Consider the following 21,725-nt stretch of genomic DNA (forward strand, 5'->3'; position numbering starts at 1 on the left):
ACCTGGCGGACTGAGTGAGAATGGGGACCATGACGAGGATCGTGATCATCGGCGGGGGACCAGCGGGATACGAAGCGGCACTGGCGGCCGCGGCCTACGGGTCCGAGACGACCATCGTCGACGCGGACGGAGTCGGTGGCGCGTGCGTGCTGTACGACTGCGTGCCGTCGAAGACGTTCATCGCCTCGACGGGCTTGCGGACCGATGCGCGTCGCGCCGGCAACCTCGGCATCGACATCCACTTCGACGACGCGGTCGTGAGCCTGCCGCAGATCCACAAGCGCGTGAAGGAGTTGGCCTTCGCGCAGTCCGCCGACATCAAGGCGCGACTGCTCAGCGAGGGGGTCAAGCTGATCCATGGCGTCGGCGAGCTGGCCGACCCGGTGCCGGGCAGCGCGACCCACAAGGTGCTGGCGCGCGCGACCGACGGCAGTGAGGACGTCGTCGAGGCCGACGTCGTGCTGATCGCCACCGGTGCGCGACCGCGCATCCTGCCCGACGCGCAGCCCGACGGCGAGCGCATCCTCACCTGGCGCCAGCTCTACGACCTCGACGAACTCCCGACGCACCTGATCGTCATCGGTTCCGGTGTGACCGGTGCCGAGTTCGTCCACGCCTACACCGAGCTCGGCGTGAAGGTGACGCTCGTGTCCAGTCGTGACCGGGTGCTCCCCGGGCAAGACGAGGACGCCGCGCTGGTCCTCGAGGACGTGTTGGCCGAGCGCGGTGTCGAGCTGGTCAAGAACGCGCGTGCTGACAAGGTGACCCGCGACGGTGACACGGTCACGGTGACCCTCGGCGACGGCCAGACGGTCACCGGATCGCACGCGCTGATGACCGTCGGGTCGATTCCGAACACGGCCAAGTGCGGTCTGGACAAGGTCGGCGTGAAGACCGACAAGGGCGGCTACATCGAGGTCGATCGGGTGTCGCGAACGTCGGTGCCCGGCATCTACGCGGCGGGCGACTGCACCGGGGTGTTTCCGCTGGCCTCGGTCGCCGCGATGCAGGGGCGCATCGCGATGTACCACGCACTCGGCGAGGGGGTCACCCCGCTGAAGCTGAAGACGGTCGCGTCGGCGATCTTCACTCGACCGGAGATCGCCAACGTCGGCGTGTCGCAGGAGGCCATCGACTCCGGCGAGTACCCGGCGCGCACGGTGATGCTGCCGCTGGCGACCAACGCGCGCGCCAAGATGAGTGGCCTGCGCCGCGGTTTCGTGAAGATCTTCTGCCGTCCGGCCACCGGAGTGGTCATCGGCGGCGTGGTCGTCGCGCCGAACGCGTCCGAGCTCATCCTGCCGATCGCGATCGCCGTGCAGAACAAGTTGTCGGTCAGCGACCTGGCGCAGACGCTGTCGGTCTACCCGTCGCTCTCAGGCTCGATCACCGAGGCCGCGCGCCAGCTGGTCCGGCACGACGACCTGGACTGAACCCCGCACGGTTTCGGTTATCCCTCATCGATCGATGCGGGATTGTCGAAACCGCGGCGGGTGAGCGTGTCAGGTGGGGGAGTCGATCCCGATGTCGACGAGGAGCTCGGCCGCGAGTCGCTCGAGTTCGGCGCGCACGGCGACGAGGTCGGCGTCGGCGGGGACCGTCACGTCGAAGTCGGCCTCGAAGAGCAGGCCGCCGGCCATCGGGGCCTCGCGCGTGTCGGTGGTGATGCTCTCGATGTTGAGGCCGTGTGAGCCGAGGACCGACGAGAGTTCGCGGACGATGCCGGGGCGGTCGTTGCCCAGCACCCCGATGGTGAGGCGCGTGGCTGAGTCGTCGCTCGCGGCGGCGCCAGCCGAGTGCGCCGACACATCGAGGTCCTGCAGGGCCCGGGCGGCGGCGAGCAGGCCGTCGGCGTGATCCTTGGCAACTTCGACGACGACGATCCCGGCGAACTTGCCCTCGAGGCGGGCGAGTTGGCTGCGTTCCCAGTTGCCGCCGTGGGTGGCGACGACGTCGGCCAGGCTCGAGACGAGGCCCGGTCGGTCGTCGCCGATGACGGTCAAGACAAGATGCTGCACACGGCGAACGCTACCGCAGGGGTCAGTCGTTCTTGAGGAACTCGTCGATCTGGTTGATGGCCGTGGTGGCGCCCTCGACCATGCCCATCTCCAGCACCTGCGCGAGCGCTTCGTCGCTGGCGTAGACGCTGATGTACTCGGCGCGCGTGCCGTCGCCGTCGGGAGTGAACCGGTAGGTGTTCTTCGACACGGGCAGGTCCGGGTTCGGCGCGAAGTCGTCGGCGTTGAGCGCGAAGCCGTCGTCGAAGCTGAACTGCTTGTTCTCGTCGACGGCGGTGACGTTCCAGAAGCCGGCGAACTTCTCGCCCTCGGGGCTGGTCATGTAGTAGTGCGACGTGCCGCCGGGCGTCAGTTCGTGCTTGGGGAAGGTGGCCGGGTACTCCGGCGGACCCCAGACCTTCTCCAGCTGGCGCGGGTCGGCGTAGAGCGCCCAGATGCGTTCGACGGGGGCGTCGAAATGGGCGGTCATGGTCAGCGTGCGGTTCGCGGGGTCCTGGTTGACGTCGATGATCGGCATGGTTCTCACTCCTGGTCTTGTGGGTTGGCCTTCTCGGCGGCGAGGAGGTCGTCGATGCGTGCGACGCGACCCCGCCAGATCTGTTCCAGTTCGTCGAGCAGGGCACTGACGGACCGGACGGCCGTGACTTCTCCCGACGCGAGGGCTTCGCGCCCGTTGCGCCGCTTGGTGACCAGCCCCGCCCGCTCGAGCACCGCGACGTGCTTCTGCACGGCCGCGAAGCTCATGTCGTAGTGCGACGCGAGCGAGCTGACCGAGTGCTCGCCGGCGAGGGAGCGCCGCAAGATGTCGCGGCGGGTCCGATCGGCGAGTGCGTGGAACAGTGCGTCGACCTGCTCATCCGACAGGTCGAGGCGATCAGCTGTGGTGGTCACCCTTCAAACATACAACCAAACGGTTGTATGTCAAGGGTTACTCCGGCATCCGCGAGATCGTCGCCTTGGTGAACGCGATCGCCCGGGCGCAGATCTCGGAGGTGGGTGGTGTGCGGTCCTCAAAGTTGTCGACGGTCGTACTGACTCCCGCTCGTTGGCTTTGGACCCGAACAGTGCACGAGCTATCGCTGGTGCTGAATACCGCCGCCGGTCGATCCATGACGGTCGTAAATGGGTGCCAGGAAAAGGAGGGGTTGGACTGCTTGAAGGCTGCGATGCTTGGACTGTTGGCGACTGTCTGGGAGACGCTCCAAACGGAACCAACCTTCGAGTCGACCCAAACGCACCCGCGCGCTGTCTGTTTGTCGACCAAAGCCGCATCGCGCCGCGAACCCCAATCCCAGCCCAGGTGCTGGACGGCGTGCTCATTACTGCCAGTGCACGGTTCATAGGTTGTGCCATCGTTGCCTGGGTTGAGTCGGTTAGGAAATGCGCCCGCGTGCGGCGCTCGGCTCGCTGATGGCGATGCTCCTGCTCCGATGTTGTCTTCCGTGCGCTCACAGCCACAGAGCAGGATGAACCCAACGATGCTCGCAGCAGTGACTCGCGTCCGGCTATCGACCAATGTTTCCGGCCTGATGTTCGTCGGTCGCTATCAGGGCGGCTGGCGCGCTGTCGCTCGAGAGCGCCAAGGTTGCCATTGATCGGGCCTGGGCGTTGAGTCCGTTTCGCCAGTCGCTGACAGACGTCGCGAGTTGCTTGTAGACGGGTGGCGCTTCTGTGCAGCCTTGTCCCATGTAGTTAGAAGCGAGGAGCCCGGAGACAGCGGCGCCGCACGCACGCAATTCTTCCGCAGCCCACTTCGCTACCTGGGCCCGCCGGTACCAGGCTTCCTCTTCGCAGCGAACTGGCGGTGGGCTCACGTCGACCTCGATTCTGGGCACACGGGTGCCGCCTAGATATCGTCTCCCTACTTTGACGCACCCGAGGCCCGAACGGTTCCATCCATCGCGGAAAAACTTGGGGGAACCGTCTGCCGCCCGGCTGCGTCTAAGTGGGTATGCCTCCCGGGGGACGGACACCGTGGTTGTCGATCGACGTGTCGGCGATCGCGGACATGGTGGATTCGATGGGGTCGGAGCAGGCCGCCGCCGACGTCGCGGCGCTGGGTGCTGCGATCAAGCGGGCGGAGGCGGCCGCGGCCCGCGTCGAAGCGGTCTTCGCGGAGACCGCCGGCGCGCTCAAGGGCGACGCGGCCACGCAGGGCGCGGCGAAGGCGACCTCGCTCGCCGCGGAGGTGAGGTCGGCCGCGTCGGTCGCGGACTCGGCGCGGTTGGCGCTGCAGGGCGTCGCGACGACCCTCACCGCCACCAAGGCCAAGGCGCCGGCGTTGCGCGAGGCGGCGCGGATGATGACCGAGATGGCCGACGCCTCCAGCCGATCGTCGGCCCAGGCCGTCGTCGCCGAGGCGATGAACTTGGTCTACAGCGACCCGATGCTCCACTCGGGCACGCTCCCCGACAACGCCTTTCCGCGGTCCGCGTTGGCGGGCGAGCCGGACTCGTTCGCCGTCGCCGGTGGACCGGATCCGGCGCGGTCGCCGTCGTCGGGGCTCACCGCCAACACCGGCAACACGACCGTGGGTCCAGCAGTAGGCACCACGCCGGTCGGTGCGCGGCAGCAGGCGCCGGGTACCACCGCACCGACCACCCCGGCACCCGCACCATCGACGCCGTTGACTCCGCAACAGGCGACCCAACCGACCACCGCCGGCCAACAGCCCGGCAGCTCGCCGAACGGCCCCAACGGCCCCGGCGGTCCACCGCCCGGCCCGCACAGTCCGAGTCCGGCAACGCCGGCGCCGAATCGCCCGAGCGGACCCGTCCCGCTGCCGTTCATGCCCGGCCCGCGCGGTCCGCGACCCGGCGGACTGCCCGGTGGAGCGCCCCGCATCGGAACCGTCGGCCCGACCGCACCGCTGACGGCGCCCCGCCTGAGTCCGGGCGCGACACCACCGCCGCTCGCCGGCGCGCCCGTGCGACCCAGCGGCGCGGGCGGGATGCGCGGCGGCATGCCGATCGTTCCGCGAGCGGGGCGGTCCGAGGACACCGAGGACCGTCGCGCCGCCGATTACCTGCGGATCAAGGAGAACGCCGACGAGGTGGCGGGGGAGCTGCCGCTGGTCGGACCGCCGGTGCTGGGCGAGCCCGAGGCGCCTCCGGAACCGCAGCCGAAGCCGGACGACTAGGCCAGATCGAGGCTGTGCTCGACGGCCCGATTCCACTCGGCGTAGAGGCGGGCGCGCTCGTCGGAGTCCATCTGCGGCTCCCACTGCTTGTCCTGCGCCCAGTTGGCGGTGATGTCGTCGACGCTCTTCCAGTAGCCGACGGCCAACCCGGCGGCATAGGCGGCGCCGAGTGCGGTGGTCTCGTTGACCACCGGGCGGATCACCGGGACGTCGAGGATGTCGGCCTGGAACTGCATCAGCAGGTTGTTGACGACCATCCCGCCGTCGACCTTCAGCGCGGTGAGCTTGACGCCGGAGTCTGCGGTCATGGCCTCGATGACCTCGCGGGTCTGGTACGCGCTCGCCTCCAGCGCCGCGCGCACCAGGTGCCCGCGGTTGATGTAGCGGGTGAGGCCGACGATGACGCCGCGCGCGTCGGGCCGCCACCGCGGGGCGAACAGACCGGAGAACGCAGGCACGATGTACGCGCCGCCGTTGTCGTCGACGCTCTCGGCGATCCGCTCGGACTGCGACGCCGACGTGATGAGCCCGAGGTTGTCGCGCAGCCACTGGATGAGCGAGCCGGTGACCGCGATCGAGCCCTCCAGCGCGTAACGCGCCTTTTCCCCGGCGACCTGGTAGCAGACGGTGGTGAGCAGCCCGTGGTCTGAGAAGACCGGCTCGGTGCCGGTGTTGAGGAGCAGGAAGTTGCCGGTGCCGTAGGTGTTCTTCGCCTGCCCGGGTTCGAGGCAGGCCTGCCCGAACGTCGCCGCCTGCTGGTCGCCGAGGATGCTGGCCAGCGGCACGCCCTCCGGCGTTCCCGACGCGGTGAGGTTCCCGTACACCTCGGAGCTGCTGCGGATCTCCGGGAGCATCCCCATCGGGATGCCGAAGTCGGCGCAGATCTCTTCATCCCACTTCAGCGTCCGCAGGTCCATCAGCATGGTGCGCGACGCGTTGGTGACGTCGGTGATGTGCAGGCCGCCGTTGGGTCCGCCGGTCAGGTTCCAGGCGAGCCAGGAGTCCATCGTGCCGAAGCAGAGTTCGCCGTCCTCCGCGCGCTCGCGCAGCCCGTCGACGTTCTCCAGCAGCCAGACGAGCTTGGGGCCGGCGAAGTAGGTCGACAGCGGCAGCCCGGTGCGCTCGCGATAGCGGTCCGGTCCGGCGTCGCCGCCGAGTCGCTCGCACAGCGCGGCGGTGCGGGTGTCCTGCCAGACGATGGCGTTGTGCACCGGCCGCCCGGTGGCGCGCTCCCACACGACGGTCGTCTCGCGCTGGTTGGTGATACCGCAGGCCATGACCTCGCGCGGCTGGATCTCCGCCGACGCCAGCACCGACGCGGTCACGCGGCGGACGTTGCGCCAGATTTCATTCGCGTTGTGCTCGACCCAGCCGGGCTTGGGAAAGAGCTGGTCGTGCTCGACCTGCTCGGAGCCGACGGGCCGACCGCGGTGGTCGAACAGGATGGCCCGCGACGACGTCGTTCCCTGGTCGATGGACAGGACATACCCGCTGCTTCGTGCCACGCCAGCCATCTTTGCACGCGGTAGGGTCGTGAACTGTGAATACCGCCCCGACGGACGACCGTCCCGCCGACCTGAGTCCGGAGTACCACGACAAGGCGTGGGAGCGGCTCGGGTCGGAGCAGTTCGACATCGTCGTGATCGGCGGCGGGGTCGTCGGCGTCGGATCGGCCCTCGACGCCGCGACGCGCGGCCTGCGCGTCGCCCTGGTCGAGGCCCGCGACATCGCGTCGGGCACCTCCAGCCGCTCGTCGAAGATGTTCCACGGCGGCCTGCGCTACCTCGAACAGCTCGAGTTCGGCCTCGTCCGAGAGGCGCTGCGCGAGCGCGAGCTGTCCCTGCGCCTCCTCGCCCCGCACCTGGTCCGACCGCTGCCCTTCCTCTACCCGCTGACCAAGCGCGTGTGGGAGCGCCCGTACGTCACCGCCGGCCTTTTCCTCTACGACCAGATGGGCGGCGCCAAGTCGGTGCCCGGCCAGCGCCACGTCACGCGGTCGGGTGCGCTGCGCGCCGCGCCCGCGCTCAAACGGAACTCGCTCGTCGGCGGCATCCGCTACTACGACACCGTCGTCGACGACGCCCGCCACAGCCTCACCGTCGCGCGCACCGCCGCCCAGTACGGCGCGGTCATCCGGACGTCGACGCAGGTCGTCGGTTTCCTCCGCGAAGCCGACCGCGTCATGGGCGTGCAGGTCCGCGACTCGGACACCGGCAAGGTAACCGACGTCCGCGCGCACTGCGTCATCAACGCCGCAGGTGTGTGGACCGACGAGGTGCAGGCGCTGTCCAAGGAGCGCGGCCACTTCACCGTGCGCGCCTCCAAGGGCGTCCACATCGTCGTGCCGCGCGACCGCATCGTCAGCGAGACCGCCATCATCCTGCGCACGGCGAACTCGGTGCTGTTCGTCATCCCGTGGGAGACGCACTGGATCATCGGCACCACCGACACCGACTGGAACCTCGACCTCGCGCACCCCGCGGCCACGCGCAAGGACATCGACTACATCCTCGAACGCGTCAACGAGGTGCTGGTCTCGCCGCTGACCCACGACGACATCGAGGGCGTCTACGCCGGGCTGCGCCCGTTGCTGGCGGGGGAGGACGACCAGACGTCGGCCCTCTCGCGCGAGCACGCGGTGGCCACCGTCGCCCCCGGGCTGATCTCCATCGCCGGCGGCAAGTACACGACCTACCGGGTGATGGGCGCCGACGCCGTCGACGCCTGCAACGACTTCATCCCGACGCGGGTGGCACCGTCGATCACCGAGCGGGTGCCGCTCCTTGGTGCTGACGGCTACTACGCGCTCATCAACCAGTGCGAGCACCTCGGTGAGAAGTACGGCCTGCACCCGTACCGGATCCGCCGACTGCTGCACCGCTACGGATCCCTCATCGACGACGTCATGCGCTACGCCGAAGAGGACCCGACGCTGTTGCAACCGCTCGAGGCCGCGCCGCAGTACTTGCGCCTGGAGATGGTGTACGCCGTTCGCAACGAGGCGGCGCTGCACCTGGAGGACCTGCTCGCCAGACGCACCCGCATCTCGATCGAGTACGCGCACCGCGGCGTCGACTGCGCCCAGGAGGTGGCCGACCTCGTCGCGCCGATCCTCGGCTGGTCGAAGAAGACGACGGCCGCCGAGGTCGCCAACTACGTCGCCCGTGTCGAGGCCGAGAAGGCGTCGCAGGAGCAGCCCGACGACGAATCGGCCGACGCTTTGCGCGTCGCCGCGCCGGAGGCCCGCAAGGACATCCTGGAACCGGTGCCGGTGCCGGAATAGGCCGTAGGTCCCTCCTCGATCGAGCGCCGCGCCACCGCTGCTCCAGTACGCTCGGAACTGCAGCGAGCGGAGGTCATCATGGTCGACGGCAGTGCGGTTGAGACTCTCTCCGAGGAGGAGGCCTGGAGCCTCCTGGCGACCCGCTCGTTGGGGCGCATCGCGACCAGCGTCGGCGATCAGCCGGAGATCTTCCCGATCAATTACTACCCGTCCGACGGCAAGATCTACTTCCGCACGGCGGCGGGCGCCAAGCTGTCCGAGATCGCCGTCAACAACCGCCTCGCCTTCGAGGCCGACCAGACCGACAACGACGGCGGCTGGAGCGTGATCGCCAAGGGGCACGCCAAGATCCTGGTCAGCACCCACGACATCGCCGAGGCTGACAAACTCCCGCTGCGCAGCTGGGTGCCCACCCTCAAGTACGACTACGTCGAGATCACCGTCGACGAGATCTCCGCGCGCAGGTTCACCTTCGGTCCGGAGCCGGACCGGTACGGGAACCAATAGCCGGCTGGCACGTCGGGCAGAAGTAGGTCACGCGGTCACGGTCGTGTCCGTCGACCCGCGTTATCGGGGTTCCGCAGCGGTGGCACGAGCGCCCCTCACGTCCGTACACCCAATGATTCTGGCCGCGCCCGCGCAGCCCGGTGGTGTTGCGGATCGGGGAGCGGCGGTTCTGCCACAGCAACTCGCGCGCCAACTCGACGGCCCGGGCGGCGTCGACGTCGACCATCGGCGTCGCCGGGTGCACGCCGAGCAGGAAGCAGACCTCGTTGCGGTAGATGTTGCCGACGCCGGCTATCACGCGCTGGTCCAACAGCACATCGGAGACCGTTCGCGACGGGTTGCGGCGGACCGCCTCGGCGATGTTCGCGACGGCGACGTCCGCATCCCAGTCGGGCCCGAGGAGATCGGGTCCGAGGTGGGCCAGCGCGGCATCGGGATCGCGGTCGACGTGCAGCTCGCGCAGCAGGAAACCGACGGCCTCCGCGCCGTCGACGCCGAGGATCACGCGCGCGGTGTGGCCCGGCTTGGTCCACCGCTGTCCCAGGGTGAAGTACCGCCACGAGCCGTCCATCCCCAGATGAGACCGGACGGCGCAGCGACGATCGCCGTCGGACAGGTCGATGATCAGGTGTTTGCCGATCGAACGCACGCCGTCGACGTGCCAGCCGAGCAGGTCGACGGTCGCCAGGCGCGGCACGCGGAAGTCGGACTTGGTCAGCGTCTTGCCGGCCAACACCGGCCGCAGTCGGGTGGCCAGCGCGAAGAGGGAGTCGCCTTCAGGCATGGGACCGCGTCATTGGATCAACACAACCGTGACCCCGAGGCCCGGTGTCCGCGAGAGTCTGGCGTCGGCGGTCATCAGAGCGGCATCGAGGAGCTTGGCCGCGGAGACGTAGAACGCATCGGAGATCCGGACCGACTGGCGGAGCCGCCAGGCCTCGTCGATGAGCGTCGGATGGTCGACGCGCCGGATGGTCGAGGTGCGGAGGAGGTCGAGTCCATAGTCGGCTTCGTCGTCGGTGATCTGACCGGTGCGGACGAGGCGCCACAACGCCGAGACGACCTCCATGTCGAAGACGGGCGGCGCCCACATCTCGGCGTCGGACATCGCGCTCAGGACGGCCGATTGTCGAGGGGTGGGCAGGATGGCGTCGACGAAGGCGCTTGCATCGACGACGCACCTCATGGCGCGGGCGGCCGCGGGTCGTACTCGTCGCGCGTCGCGTCGATCGCCGCGAGAGTGTCGATCGGGCGCGGGGTGCCCGCACGTCGCGCGGCCGTCGCCCAGTCCTCGAACAACGGGCGATCCAGGTCGGCGCGCAGGACGCGGGTGACGTACTCGGACATCGACATGTCGAGTCGTCGGGCGCGCTCACTCAGCCGGGAGTGAATATCGTCCGGCAGATTGCGAACCTGCAGATTGCTCATTGCATGAGAATAGCATGAACTATTCATGCATGAGTGCCGTAGCGCAGCCGGATCCCGCGCGGTGTGGTGGTGAATCCGGCTTCGACGAGGGTCTTGCCGAAGTCGGTGGACAGGACCGGCTCGCCGTCGACGGTGTCGATGGCCAGGCGCTCGACCCGGCCCGACCGTACGAGGTCGGCGAGGGCGTTGGCGGCGGCGTCGAGGAACGCGCGATCGGTGAGCGGGAAGGTCAGCAGGGTCTTGCCGCCGCGCTCGACGAAGCAGGCGAGTTCACCGTCGACGACGATCACCAGCGCACCGGCCTTCCGGCCCGGCCGGTGTCCGCCGGACGTCGCGGGCCACTCGAGCGCCGCGCCGTAGGGGTTGGCCGGATCGGTGGCCGCGAGCACGACCGTCCGCCCGGCCTGCTGGCGCGCGATCGTGGTGTGATCGCGCAGCGCGTCGACGGTCGCGGGCACGGCGAACTGGGCGCCACCGAGACCGTCGACGTAGTAGCCGCGCCTAACCTTGCCGCTGTCCTCGAAGACGGTGAGTGCGCGGTACACCCGCGAGAAACCGCCGGGCACGCCCTCGTTGTGGACGGCCCCCTTCGTCACCACGCCGTACCGCTCGAGCAACACCTCGCAGACGGCCGACGTTGCAGCGGTGGGATCGACCCCGGGCCGGTCGAGGAGGAACCAGCGCCCGCCGAGGACGCCCGGCACGCTCGCCGCGGCCACGGGATTCGACGCGCCGGCCAGGTAGGCGCCCGACAACCGCGCGCCGCGCAGTCGAGGCGTGCGGCGTGACCGGTGACTCGGGGCGGTCCGCTTGGCGGCGCCGTTCCCGGACAGCAGGGCACGGACCGGGGCGAAGCTGTCGTTGGCGATGCGACCGGCCCAGACGAGGCCCCACACGGAATCGGCGACGTCACCGGGGGCGTCGAGACCGCCGACGAGCTCCGGCAGCCGCTGGGCGCCGCCGGTGCCCAACGCGGCGACGAGTTCGGTCATCGTCGCGGTGAGTTCGATGTCGTCGGCGGGCGGAAGGGTGGCCGCCGTCAGGTCGGCGGGGTGGAACGCGATCCACCCGTCGGCGGCGCCGATCGCGCCGTGGCCCGACCACACGACCTCGCCGGCCGACAGCAGCTCGTCGAGCATCGATGGTGCATAGTCGGGGACGCGTGCGGGCAGCACGAGCGATTCCCACGCCGATGCGGGGATGGGCACGCCGGCGAGCTGGTCGATGACCGCGGCCACGCCGTCGGCGCCGCGTGCCGGTCGGTCGGAGGTGATCCGCTGCCAGTCCAGCAGGAACCGGGCGAAGCTCGCGTGGTCGACCGGGGCGATCGCGTCGCGGGTGGCCGCCAGAGATCCGCGGCGGATCTGCCCGAGCACATCCGGGTGGCACCACTGCGTCGACTCCGCGGCCGGCACGAACTCGCCTTCGACGACGCGACGCTCACCGGCGAGCCGGGTCAACGTGTCGGCGACGGCCGCGGTCGGCAAGCCGAGCACTTCCACCGCTTGCGCCGTCGTGAAGGGTCCGTGCGTGCGCGCGAACCGCCCGACGAGGTCCCCGAGCGCATCGTCGGCCGGCTCGGTGAAGGCGACCGGCACCCCGGGCGGCAGGGCGACGCCGAGGCCGTCGCGCAGTCGGCCCGCATCCTCGACGGCCGCCCACAACGACCGTCCCCGGTGCGTGATCGAGATGACCTGGCCGCGCAGCGCGTCCAGCGCATCGTCGACGGGCTCCTCGCCGCGGTATCGGGCGGCAATCTCCTCGGTGGTCAGCGGACCGAGCCAGCGCAGCAGATCGCCGACGTCCTGGGCGTCGCGCGCCTGCCGGGCCGGGTCCAACCGCTGCAGCCGGGCGACGACGTCGGCGATGACGTCGTCGTCGAGCAGCTCGCGCAGATCGAGCCGGCCGAGCAGCTGGGCGAGGAGTGCGGTGTCCAACGACAGCGCGGCGGCACGGCGCTCGGCGACGGGCACGTCGTCGGCGTACATGTAGGCGCCGATGTAGTCGAACAGCAGCGCCGCCGCGAAGGGCGAGACACTCGGCGTCTCGACCGCCGTGAGACGGACCTGTCGCCGGGCGATCCGTGTCAGGAGATCCTGCAGTGCGGGGAGGTCGTAGACGTCCTGCAGGCATTCGCGGACGGCCTCGAGGATGATCGGGAAGTCGGGGTAGCGCGACGCGACGCCCAGCAGTTGTGCGCTGCGCTGGCGCTGCTGCCACAGCGGGGAGCGCTTGCCCGGGTCGCGGCGGGGGAGCAGCAGGGCGCGTGCCGCGCACTCGCGGAAGCGGGCGGCGAACAGCGGCGAGTCGCCGAGTGCGTCGGTGACCATCGCCTCGACGTCGTCAGGGTCGATGACGAACACCTCGGGTCCCGGCGGCGTGTCATCGGTGTCCGGCAGGCGCACGACGATGCCGTCGTCGGCGGCGCTGACCGCACCCTCGAGGCCGAGCGTCTCCTTGAGCCGGTTGGAGATGGCGCTGGCCCACGGCGCGTGCACCCGCAACCCGTACGGCGAGTGCAGGATGACCCGCCAGTCGCCGAGTTCGTCGCGGAACCGTTCGACGACCAGCGTCCGGTCGGTCGGCACGGTGCCGGTGGCCGCGCGCTGTTCGTCGATGAGGGTGGTGAGATTCGCGCGGGCGAAGTCGGTGAGGCCGAGGTCGGGGAGTTCGGCGGTGTTCGCCATCCGCCCGGTGAACTCGCCGATCGCCTCGCCCAGTTCGGCGGGCCGTCCGACGGTGTCGCCGATCCAGAACGGCAGGCGTCCGGGCAGCCCCGGGGCCGGCGTGACCAGCACGCGGTCGTGGGTGATCTCGGCGATCCGCCAGCTCGACGCGCCCAGCGCGAACACGTCGCCGATGCGTGACTCGTAGACCATCTCCTCGTCGAGTTCGCCCACCCGGCGCGGACCCTCGTCGTCGCCGGCGAGGAACACCCCGAACAGGCCGCGGTCGGGGATGGTGCCGCCGGAGGTCACGGCCAGTCGCAGCGCGCCGCGACGCCCGCTGAGCGTTCCCGCGACCCGATCCCAGGTGACGCGCGGGCGCAGCTCGGCGAACTCCTCCGACGGGAAGCGGCCGGAGATCAGGTCGAGGGTCGCCTCGAAGACGTCGCGGCCGAGGTCTTTGTACGGCGCCGCGCGACGAACGGTGTCGTACCACTCGTCGACGTCGAGGTCGTCGACCGCGGCCGCCGCGATGGTCTGCTGCGCGAGGACGTCGAGCGGGTTGGTCGGGATCGACAGTTCTTCGATCAATCCGTCGCGCATGCGGGCGGCGGCGACGGTGGTGTGGATCAGGTCGGTGCGGTGCTTGGGGTAGAGGATGCCGCGGCTGATCTCGCCGACCTGGTGGCCGGCGCGGCCCACGCGCTGCAGCCCGCTGGCCACAGACGGCGGCGACTCGACCTGGATGACCAGGTCGACCGCGCCCATGTCGATGCCCAGCTCCAGCGAACTCGTCGCGACGACGCATCGCAGCCGGCCGGACTTGAGATCGTCCTCGATCTGGGCGCGCTGCTCCTTGCTCACCGAGCCGTGGTGCGCGCGGGCGAGCACCGGTGCGTCGAGCGGGATGGCCGGGGTGTTGCCGGTGGTGACGAACGACGGCGCCCCGCCCGGCACTTGGTGGTTGCGCTCCTCGTCGGCCTCGAAACCCTGCCGGCGCGCGTAGATCTCGTTGAGCGCGGCGGTCAGCCGCTCGGCGAGGCGGCGCGAGTTGGCGAAGACGATGGTCGCGCGGTTCGCCAGGATCTGGTCGGCGATGGACCGCTCGATCGCGGGCCAGATCGAGCCCGCGGTCGGCGATGTCGCGTCGTCGCCGGACAGCGGGTCGACGTCGTCGACGGGGATGTTGGCCATGTCCTCGACGGGGACGTCGATGCTCAGCTCGAAGGTCTTGGCGGCCGGCGGGGCGACGACCTGACACGGCCGGTTGCCGCCGAGGAAGGCGGCGACGGCCTCGGGCGGTCGGACGGTGGCGGACAGGCCGATGCGCTGCGCGGGCCGGGCCAACAGGGAATCGAGTCGCTCCAGCGACAGCGCCAGGTGCGTCCCGCGCTTGGTCCCGGCGACGGCGTGCACCTCGTCGACGATCACGGTGTCGACCTCCGCCAGCGTCTCGCGAGCGGCGGAGGTGAGCATCAGGTACAGCGACTCGGGCGTGGTGATCAGGATGTCCGGCGGATTGCGGACCAGGTGGCGACGGTCGGCCGTCGACGTGTCGCCCGACCGGATCCCGACGGTGATCTCCGGTGGGGCCGCGCCCAGCCTTGACGCCGCGGCGCCGATCCCGGTGAGCGGTGCGCGCAGGTTGCGCTCGACGTCGACGGCGAGCGCTTTCAGCGGCGAGATGTAGAGGACTTTGGTGCGCCGCGGCGACGACGGCGGGTTCGCGGCCAGCCGGTCGATCGCCCAGAGGAAGGCCGAGAGCGTCTTGCCCGAGCCGGTGGGCGCGATGACCAGGGTGTGCTCGCCGTCGGCGATCGAGTTCCAGGCGCCGACCTGTGCGGGCGTGGGGGCGGCGAAGGAGCCGGTGAACCACTCGCGGGTGGGCGCCGAGAACCGGTCGAGCACATCGGTGGCGGGCACCGGTCCATTCTTCCCGAAAGGTCCGACAGCGTGGTCGGGTCGGTCTTCGACTACTCGCCCAGCTCGTCGAACTTGTCCCACACGACCGGCTTCCAGGTCGCCATGACCCGGTCCCAGTCGGCGGCCATGGCGTCGTCCCAGTCCGCACCGAGGCCCTCGCGGATCTCGTCGACGACGCAGTCGAACATGGTCGCGATCATCGGGCGGGTGACCTCGGCGGCGATGTGGTCGGGGACCCACGAGGCCGTGAAGGCCGGGTCGATCGTGTGGTCGGCGAGGTCGATCACGATCTCGAAGATGCCCGCCATCATGCGCTTGGGGATGTAGGTGTCGCCGGCGAAGATCTCCTCGGCGTCGGGATGGGCGGCGTAGAGCCGACGGTAGATCGCCGGCGTCGGGTCGCCGTGGCGCTCTTCGTACAACTCGAGGGAGCGGCCGACGGCGTTGTCGGCCGGAACGGGTTGGGCCATGGCGTCATCGTGCCACCGCGGCCAGCGGGGACCGAAGCGGCGCGGGACTTTGTGCCCTACGCCTGCCGGGCCAGCTCGATCTTCTCCTTGAGGCCCATGCCGGCCTTGGTGCCGCCGTCGCAGAGGATATCGATGCCGGTCAGGTAACCGGGTTTGTCACTCGCGCAGAAGGCCAGCAGCTCGCCGATCTCCTCGGGTTTACCGAAGCGCTTCAGCGCGGCGAACTCGGTCAGCTTGCCCGCGCCGCCCTTGGCCTCGAGCTGGCCCATGGCGGTGTCGAAGGAGCCGGGGGAGACCGACAGGATGCGTGCCCCCTTGGCGCCGAAGCGCGCGGACTGGTCGGCGGAGAACCAGACGACGAAGGCTTTGGAGATCGGGTACGACTGCGCCGCCGACATCTTGCGGCCGCCGCGCAGCGACGCCGAGACGAGCTTGCGGCGGAACTTGTCGATGTCGGTGGCGGCGTAGCGGAACGCACGGGTGGGGATCAGGAACCTGGGGACCATGATGGCCGCGATCGACGCCACGTTGACCAGCGCGAAACCCTCGCCCGCGACGGAGTGGGCCGCATCCGTGATGTGGACGGTGCCGACCGCGTTGATGTCGATGATCTTCTCGGCCGTCGTCATGTGCGGGCTGACGCCGGCAGCGTGGACGACGGCGCGCAGGCCTCCGGCCTTCGCCGCGGCGGCGAACACCGCGTCGACCTGCGTGCGATCGGTGATGTCGGCGACGACGTACTCGGCGGTGCCGCCGGCCGCCTCGACCCGTTGCACGGCGTCGGCGAGCGCCTGCTCGTCGACGTCGGTGAGGACGAGGTGGTGGTCGGCCGCCATGATCAGGGCGGTGGCGAGTCCCATGCCGCGCGCACCGCCGGTGATGATCGCCGTCTGCTTTGCCTTGGCCATGCTCCGAGCGTATCGGGGCCGCCGACGGCTAGCCCAGCGAGCGGTTGATCGTCGATGTGAGCGCGGCGTACAGCGTCGGGTCGTTGCCGCTGACCGGCTTGCCGGAGCTCATGATGCCGACGGCGAGGTCGCGTGACGGATCGGCCCACATGGCGACCTGGGTCAGGCCGGTGTGTCCGAAGGCGTGCTGGCCGTCTGCGCCGAACGGCCCGAAGCGCTTCGACCCCAGCATGTACCCGGTGCCCCAGCGCAGCGGTACCCCGCCGGTCGCGGCGTCCGGCCGCAGGCGTCGGCGCTGCCGGGTGGCGCGCTCGACCGTCCCCGGGTTCAGCACCCGGAGGTGGTTCAACTCGCCGCCGCGGCGCAGGAACTCCGCGAACAGCGACAGCTCCTCAGCGTTGGACACCAGGTTCGACGACGGGATGACGTCGGTGAGGTACTCGGGGCTGTTGGAGATCGGGATGATGTCGTACATCGTCCCGCCGACCGCCTTGGCGAACACCGAGTCCATCAGCGCCGAGCTCGACGTCCCGGTGGCATGGCTCGGGGCCACCTGCGGCACCTGCCAGTCCTTCACGCCGAAGTTGGTCCACCGGAAGCCCAGCGGATCGAGGATCTCGCTCGCCGCGATGTCGCGGATGCTGCGACCGGTCGCGGCGAGTACCAGCTCGCGCATCAGCGGGCCCCACGTCAGCGCGTGGTAGAGGTGCACCGTGCCGGGCGGGTAGATGGGCCGGAGTTCGCTGAGCATCTCGCGCGCGTAGGCGCTCTCGCGCATCCGCTTCGGATCGGGCTTGGAACCGTTCAGCACCGGCACCCCGGCCCGGTGGGTGAGGACCTGGTCGATGGTGGTGCGGCCCTTGCCGTGGGCGCCGTACTCGGGCAGGTAGTCGGTGACCCGGTCGGACAGGCGCCACACCTTCTTCTCGACGAGGAGGTGCGCGATCGTCGCGGCCAGCGCCTTGCCGGTCGAGTAGCAGCAGAACGGGGTGTCGACGGCGACGGGGATCTGCTCGGCGTCGGGCGGATCGTCGGGTCCGCCGCCCCAGGCGTGGCCGACGGCGCGGTTGAGCAGGACGCGGCCGCCGCGGCGCACGCACACCTGCAGCGCCGGTTGCTGCCCGGCGCGGTACCAGTCCAGTGCCGACGACCAGATGGCGTCGACGGCGGACTGTTCGTCGCGGGTGTGCTCCTCGTCGCCGACGTCGGTCAGCACCGAAAGGTCATCCATGCCCACCAACCCTAGTGACGCCTGGCACAATGGCCGACAACTAGAACACGTTCTACTTCAAGAGTCGCTACAGCCCCGGGAGGCAGCAATGTTCGAATGGTCCGACGAAGACCTGATGGTGCGCGATGCGCTGCGTGCGTTCATCGACAAGGAGATCCGCCCGCACATCGACGAGCTCGAGACCGGCCAGCTCCCGCCGTACGACATCACCCGGAAGCTGCTGAAGACCTTCGGCGTGGACCAGATGAACGCCGACCAGCTCGCGAAGGAACTCGACGCCGAGGAGTCGGGCGAAAAGAAGAAGGCCGGCGGGTCGTCGACGCTGGCGTCGTCGATGATGATGATCCTCAACATGGAGTTGGCGGGCGTCTGCCTGGGCCTGATCGGCTCGATGGGCGTGAGCATGGGCCTGACCGTGTCGACGATCCGCTCGCGCGGCACCCTCGCGCAGAAGAAGCGCTGGCTGCCCGAGCTGGTCACCATGGAGAAGGTCGGCGCGTGGGCCATCACCGAGCCGGACAGCGGCTCGGACGCCCTCGGCGGCATGAAGACCTACGTCAAGCGCGACGGCGACGGCGGCTACATCCTCAACGGCCAGAAGACCTTCATCACCAACGGCCCCTACGCCGACACGATCGTCGTGTTCGCCAAGCTCGACGAGGGCGACGGCACCCCGATGCGCGACCGCAAGGTGCTGACCTTCGTCCTCGACAAGGGCATGGACGGGCTGACCCAGGGCAAGCCGTTCAAGAAGATGGGCATGATGAGCTCGCCTACCGGCGAGCTGTTCTTCGACAACGTCAAGCTCTCCGCGGACCGTCTGCTGGGTGAGACCGAGGACACCGGCAGCGACAAGCGCGGCGGCGACAGCGCCAAGGCGGGCTTCACCGCCGAGCGCATCGGCATCGCCGCCCTGTCGCTGGGCATCATCAACGAGTGCCTGCGGCTCTCGGTCGACTACGCCAAGAACCGCAAGCTGTGGGGCCAGGAGATCGCCCAGTTCCAGCTCATCCAGCTCAAGCTGGCCGAGATGGAGGTCGCGCGCATCAACGTGCAGAACATGCTGTTCGTCGCCATGGAGGCGATGAAGGCGGGCAAGCCGCCGACCCTCGCGCAGGCGTCGGCGATGAAGCTGTACTCCTCGCGCGCGGCCACCGACGTCGCCATGGAGGCCGTGCAGCTCTTCGGCGGCAACGGCTACATGGCCGAGTACCGCGTCGAGCAGCTCGCCCGCGACGCCAAGTCGCTCATGATCTACGCGGGCTCCAACGAGATCCAGGTGACCCACGTGGCCAAGGGCCTGTTGCGCGACTAGACCTTCGCCGGAACCTTGGCCTTCTCGTAGAGCAGGAAGCCGTCGTCGACGGCGCCCTTGCGCAGGTTCTTGACGTCGTGCGAGACGGCCATCGTCGTCTTCCACGGGTCGACGGTGCCCTGCTTGGGCAGCATGTGCAGCGCCCGCTTGACGTAGCCGGCGTCGAAGTCGAGGAGCGGGCGCGTGTCCATGCCCTTCGGGGCGATCGGGCGGACCGACGTGTAGCCGTCGGCGTCCATGTGCGTCAGCACGCGGCAGAACCACTCGCACAGCAGGCCGATCTTCAACGTCCACGACGAGTTCGTGTAGCCGATGGCGAGCATGAAGTTCGGGATGCCCGAGAGCATGGCGCCGCGGTAGGCGACGGCCTCGGACAGGTCGACCGGCTTGCCGTCGATCGACAGCTCCATTCCGCCGAACAGCTGCAGGTTCAGGCCGGTCGCGCTGACGATGATGTCGGCGTCCAGGTGGCTGCCGTCGGTCAGCTCGATGCCGGTGGCGTCGAAGGTCTTGATGTTGGCGGTGACGATCGACGCCCGGCCGGCGCGCACCTCCTTGTAGAGGTCGGCATCGGGCACGACGCACAGTCGCTGGTCCCACGGGTTGTACGGCGGGTTGAAGTGCGTGTCGACGTCGAAGTCCTTGGGCAGCTGGCTGGCGTTGACCTGGCGGATCGCCTTGCGCGCGAGCTTCGGGAAGCGCTGGCAGAACTGGTACATGACCTTCTGCTGCAGGATGTTCTTCTGTCGGCTGACCTTGTAGCCGCGCTTGTCGCCGAGGGTCTTCTTCAAGGTGTTGGCGATGACGTCCTCGCGCGGCAGCGGGATGATGTAGCTCGGGGTGCGCTGGAGCATCGTGATGTGGTCGGTGTCGCGGGACATCGACGGAATGAGGGTGACGGCGGTGGCGCCGCTGCCGATCACGACGACCTTCTTGCCGGTGTAGTCGAGATCCTCCGGCCAGTGCTGCGGGTGGATGATCTCGCCCTGGAACGACTTCTCGCCGGGGAACTCGGGCTGGAAACCCTGGTCGTAGTTGTAGTAGCCGGTACCGGCGAAGACCCAGCGCGCGGTGACCGTCTCCGCCTTCTTCTTCGAGTCGGTGGGGGCGACGGTGAGCTCCCAGACCTGCTTGTCCTCGGACCAGTTGGCGGCGACGACGCGGCGGTTGAAGGTGATCGCCTCTTCGAGGTTGTCGTCGGCGATGGCCTCGTTCAGGTAGTCGAGGATGCGCGGCGCGTCGGCGATGGCCTGGCTGTCGGTCCACGGCTTGAACTCGTAGCCGAAGGTGTGCAGATCGCTGTCCGACCGCAGGCCCGGGTACTTGAACAGCGACCAGGTGCCGCCGATCTGGTCGCGCGACTCGATGATGGTGAACGACTTCTCCGGGTGTTCGGTGCGCAGGTAGTGCGCCGCGCCGATACCGGAAATGCCGGCGCCGATGATGACGACGTCGTAGTCGGGGGTGGTGGTCATGGGTTCTCCTGTGGGCCGGTCGACCATGTCAATGGCCGTTGACATCAATGGTCCGCGCTCGGGACGAATGAGACAAGGGCGATCTGCACCAGTTCATCGGATCTATCAGTGCATAATGATCAGATGGAAACGGAGTGGCCAGTCCCGTCGCCCGCTGCGGCGGCGGTGATCGTCCAGGGCGCCGAGCTGGTGCTGGACCCGCCCGCGGAGTGGATCGACGACTTCAACAGCGCGGCGCTGCGCGGCGTGCGACTCGACGAGATCGCCGGCGATCGCACCCTCGTCGACGCGCTGGTCGGCACCAACATGGCCAACCTCGCGCAGTGGGCGCAGCACAACGTCGCGGCGCCCGGCGCGCGCGTGCCGATCCGCGTCATCGACGACGGCGCCGCGATGGTCCGCGAAATGGTGCGCCGGGGATTGGATTCCGGTCTGCTCGACGCGTTCCGCACGGCGCAGTCGGTCGCCTGGCGACGGTGGATGGAGGTGTGTTTCGCGCTCACCGACGACCCGGGGGTGCTGCGCGAGGTCCTCGACGTGACGTCGCAGTCCATCGGCACGTTCCTCGACGACACCGTCGAGGCGCTGGCCGAGCAGATCGCTGTCGCGCGGGCCCAGCTCGCGGGCGACACCCATGCCGAGCGCCGTGCGGCGGTCGCGCTGGTGCTGGAGGGCGCGCCCATCGATGACGCGCGCGCCGAGGCGCAGTTGCACTACCGGTTGGCCGGGCCGCACACGGCGGTCGTGCTCAGTGGCGCGGGGATCCCGATGAAGCGGCTGGAAGCGGTGTGCGACGCGATCATGGCGGCCAACCGGGTGGATCGGCGGCTGACCGTCCTGGCCGGCGCCGATCGACTGTGGGTGTGGTTCCCGACGGATGTGCTCGACGTCGACGAGCGCGCGGTACCCGACGGTGTCCGCGTGGCGATCGGCCGATCCGGCTCGGGGCGCGAGGCCTTTCGCCGCAGTCACTTCCAGGCGCTGGCGGCGGACCAGACGGTGGTGCGGCTCGGCGCCGAGCGCGCCGTCGTCCGCTATGCCGATCTCGCTCTTCTCGGAGCGCTCAGCGAGGACCGGACCGTCGTCGACGACTTCGTGCAGCAGACCCTCGGGGATCTGGCCGCCGCCGATTCCGAGTTGCGCGAGTGCCTGCGCACCTGGTTTGCCGAGCAGTGCAATTCGACGGCCACCGCCGAGCGGTTGTTCACCCACCGCAACACGGTCGTGCGCCGGTTGGCCAAGGCGGAGGAGTTGCTGCCCGGCGGGGCGCTGGGCGGCAACGCGATCGCGGTGGCCGCGGCGCTGGAGGTGCGCCGTTGGCAGGATTGACTCCGCCGGGTGGGCGCAAGAATTCTGCCGGGC

At 69.5% G+C, this 21,725-nt stretch carries 19 protein-coding genes; 6 read left to right on the top strand and 13 right to left on the bottom strand.

Going from position 1 to position 21,725, the window contains the following annotated elements; translation table 11 throughout:
- The first annotated feature begins 29 nt into the window (after positions 1–29).
- Positions 30–1,433, top strand: a complete 1,404-nt coding sequence (locus QM728_RS04640) for an NAD(P)H-quinone dehydrogenase (protein ID WP_415030877.1) — start codon at positions 30–32, stop codon at positions 1,431–1,433.
- Between the two features lie 69 nt (positions 1,434–1,502).
- On the opposite strand, the gene QM728_RS04645 is transcribed toward QM728_RS04640, so the two are convergent.
- Genes QM728_RS04645 through QM728_RS04660 form a run of 4 tightly spaced genes read right to left on the bottom strand, consistent with a single transcriptional unit; the run spans position 1,503 to position 3,534 of the window.
- Positions 1,503–2,018, bottom strand: coding sequence for a glycine cleavage system protein R (locus QM728_RS04645; protein ID WP_415030878.1), 516 nt, complete (start codon positions 2,016–2,018; stop codon positions 1,503–1,505).
- Positions 2,019–2,040: 22 nt separating this feature from the next.
- A complete protein-coding gene (locus QM728_RS04650) occupies positions 2,041–2,535 on the bottom strand; it encodes an SRPBCC family protein (protein WP_415030879.1) in 495 nt (164 codons plus the stop codon).
- A gap of 5 nt (positions 2,536–2,540) precedes the next feature.
- Positions 2,541–2,909 carry an ArsR/SmtB family transcription factor gene (locus tag QM728_RS04655; protein ID WP_415030880.1) on the bottom strand — a complete coding sequence of 123 codons (369 nt, stop codon included), beginning with the start codon at positions 2,907–2,909 and terminating at the stop codon, positions 2,541–2,543.
- Positions 2,910–2,946: 37 nt separating this feature from the next.
- The gene (locus QM728_RS04660) at positions 2,947–3,534 is read right to left on the bottom strand and encodes a DUF3558 family protein (RefSeq protein ID WP_415030881.1); all 588 of its coding nucleotides are present in this window, start codon (positions 3,532–3,534) and stop codon (positions 2,947–2,949) included.
- A 504-nt stretch (positions 3,535–4,038) separates the two neighbouring features.
- Here QM728_RS04660 and QM728_RS04665 point away from each other — a divergent pair.
- Positions 4,039–5,157, top strand: a complete 1,119-nt coding sequence (locus QM728_RS04665; protein WP_415030882.1) for a hypothetical protein — start codon at positions 4,039–4,041, stop codon at positions 5,155–5,157.
- On the opposite strand, the gene glpK is transcribed toward QM728_RS04665, so the two are convergent.
- Complete coding sequence (glpK, locus tag QM728_RS04670) at positions 5,154–6,662, bottom strand: glycerol kinase GlpK (RefSeq protein WP_415030883.1); 1,509 nt, start codon at positions 6,660–6,662, stop codon at positions 5,154–5,156. The genes QM728_RS04665 and glpK overlap by 4 nt on opposite strands.
- 35 nt (positions 6,663–6,697) lie before the next feature.
- Here glpK and glpD point away from each other — a divergent pair, with 35 nt between their 5' ends.
- Together glpD and QM728_RS04680 are read left to right on the top strand one after the other, a co-directional pair.
- Positions 6,698–8,440: a glycerol-3-phosphate dehydrogenase gene (glpD, locus tag QM728_RS04675; protein WP_415030884.1), complete on the top strand. Its 1,743-nt coding sequence runs from the start codon at positions 6,698–6,700 to the stop codon at positions 8,438–8,440.
- A gap of 78 nt (positions 8,441–8,518) precedes the next feature.
- Positions 8,519–8,947, top strand: a complete 429-nt coding sequence (locus QM728_RS04680; protein ID WP_415030885.1) for a pyridoxamine 5'-phosphate oxidase family protein — start codon at positions 8,519–8,521, stop codon at positions 8,945–8,947.
- Here the strand turns inward: QM728_RS04680 and QM728_RS04685 are convergent.
- From QM728_RS04685 to QM728_RS04715, 7 genes are read right to left on the bottom strand one after another with little or no spacing between them, the layout of a single operon-like run.
- Entirely contained in the window at positions 8,907–9,731 is an 825-nt protein-coding gene (locus tag QM728_RS04685; RefSeq protein ID WP_415030886.1) for an Fpg/Nei family DNA glycosylase, read from the bottom strand. The genes QM728_RS04680 and QM728_RS04685 overlap by 41 nt on opposite strands.
- 9 nt (positions 9,732–9,740) lie before the next feature.
- Complete coding sequence (locus QM728_RS04690) at positions 9,741–10,133, bottom strand: type II toxin-antitoxin system VapC family toxin (protein WP_415030887.1); 393 nt, start codon at positions 10,131–10,133, stop codon at positions 9,741–9,743.
- Positions 10,130–10,375: a FitA-like ribbon-helix-helix domain-containing protein gene (locus QM728_RS04695; RefSeq protein WP_415030888.1), complete on the bottom strand. Its 246-nt coding sequence runs from the start codon at positions 10,373–10,375 to the stop codon at positions 10,130–10,132. The genes QM728_RS04690 and QM728_RS04695 overlap by 4 nt, the downstream gene beginning before the upstream one ends.
- A 23-nt stretch (positions 10,376–10,398) precedes the next feature.
- Positions 10,399–14,964 carry an ATP-dependent helicase gene (locus tag QM728_RS04700; RefSeq protein WP_415030889.1) on the bottom strand — a complete coding sequence of 1,522 codons (4,566 nt, stop codon included), beginning with the start codon at positions 14,962–14,964 and terminating at the stop codon, positions 10,399–10,401.
- A 50-nt stretch (positions 14,965–15,014) separates the two neighbouring features.
- Positions 15,015–15,434, bottom strand: coding sequence for a hypothetical protein (locus QM728_RS04705; protein WP_415030890.1), 420 nt, complete (start codon positions 15,432–15,434; stop codon positions 15,015–15,017).
- Positions 15,435–15,490: 56 nt separating this feature from the next.
- Positions 15,491–16,342 (bottom strand): SDR family NAD(P)-dependent oxidoreductase, encoded by an 852-nt coding sequence (locus QM728_RS04710; protein WP_415030891.1) that lies wholly within the window; start codon positions 16,340–16,342, stop codon positions 15,491–15,493.
- 28 nt (positions 16,343–16,370) lie between these two features.
- Positions 16,371–17,573: a serine hydrolase gene (locus QM728_RS04715; protein ID WP_415030892.1), complete on the bottom strand. Its 1,203-nt coding sequence runs from the start codon at positions 17,571–17,573 to the stop codon at positions 16,371–16,373.
- Positions 17,574–17,661: 88 nt separating this feature from the next.
- Between QM728_RS04715 and QM728_RS04720 the strand changes: the two genes are divergently transcribed.
- Complete coding sequence (locus QM728_RS04720; RefSeq protein ID WP_415030893.1) at positions 17,662–18,888, top strand: acyl-CoA dehydrogenase family protein; 1,227 nt, start codon at positions 17,662–17,664, stop codon at positions 18,886–18,888.
- On the opposite strand, the gene QM728_RS04725 is transcribed toward QM728_RS04720, so the two are convergent.
- Positions 18,885–20,363, bottom strand: coding sequence for a flavin-containing monooxygenase (locus QM728_RS04725; protein WP_415030894.1), 1,479 nt, complete (start codon positions 20,361–20,363; stop codon positions 18,885–18,887). The two genes, QM728_RS04720 and QM728_RS04725, sit on opposite strands and share 4 nt — an antisense overlap.
- 123 nt (positions 20,364–20,486) lie before the next feature.
- Here QM728_RS04725 and QM728_RS04730 point away from each other — a divergent pair, with 123 nt between their 5' ends.
- Complete coding sequence (locus QM728_RS04730; RefSeq protein WP_415030895.1) at positions 20,487–21,692, top strand: PucR family transcriptional regulator; 1,206 nt, start codon at positions 20,487–20,489, stop codon at positions 21,690–21,692.
- The last annotated feature ends 33 nt before the right edge of the window (positions 21,693–21,725 follow it).

Origin of the sequence: Gordonia sp. (in: high G+C Gram-positive bacteria), assembly GCF_047602025.1 — a bacterium.
Taxonomy (GTDB): Bacteria; Actinomycetota; Actinomycetes; order Mycobacteriales; family Mycobacteriaceae; genus Gordonia.

Coding starts and splice junctions, on each gene's coding strand:
- QM728_RS04640 (WP_415030877.1), top strand. CDS start 30: ATGACGAGGATCGTGATCATCGGCGGGGGACCAGCGGGATACGAAGCG.
- QM728_RS04650 (WP_415030879.1), bottom strand. CDS start 2,535: ATGCCGATCATCGACGTCAACCAGGACCCCGCGAACCGCACGCTGACC.
- QM728_RS04665 (WP_415030882.1), top strand. CDS start 4,039: ATGGGGTCGGAGCAGGCCGCCGCCGACGTCGCGGCGCTGGGTGCTGCG.
- QM728_RS04680 (WP_415030885.1), top strand. CDS start 8,519: ATGGTCGACGGCAGTGCGGTTGAGACTCTCTCCGAGGAGGAGGCCTGG.
- QM728_RS04685 (WP_415030886.1), bottom strand. CDS start 9,731: ATGCCTGAAGGCGACTCCCTCTTCGCGCTGGCCACCCGACTGCGGCCG.
- QM728_RS04690 (WP_415030887.1), bottom strand. CDS start 10,133: ATGAGGTGCGTCGTCGATGCAAGCGCCTTCGTCGACGCCATCCTGCCC.
- QM728_RS04695 (WP_415030888.1), bottom strand. CDS start 10,375: ATGAGCAATCTGCAGGTTCGCAATCTGCCGGACGATATTCACTCCCGG.
- QM728_RS04705 (WP_415030890.1), bottom strand. CDS start 15,434: ATGGCCCAACCCGTTCCGGCCGACAACGCCGTCGGCCGCTCCCTCGAG.
- QM728_RS04710 (WP_415030891.1), bottom strand. CDS start 16,342: ATGGCCAAGGCAAAGCAGACGGCGATCATCACCGGCGGTGCGCGCGGC.
- QM728_RS04715 (WP_415030892.1), bottom strand. CDS start 17,573: ATGGATGACCTTTCGGTGCTGACCGACGTCGGCGACGAGGAGCACACC.
- QM728_RS04720 (WP_415030893.1), top strand. CDS start 17,662: ATGTTCGAATGGTCCGACGAAGACCTGATGGTGCGCGATGCGCTGCGT.
- QM728_RS04725 (WP_415030894.1), bottom strand. CDS start 20,363: ATGACCACCACCCCCGACTACGACGTCGTCATCATCGGCGCCGGCATT.
- QM728_RS04730 (WP_415030895.1), top strand. CDS start 20,487: ATGGAAACGGAGTGGCCAGTCCCGTCGCCCGCTGCGGCGGCGGTGATC.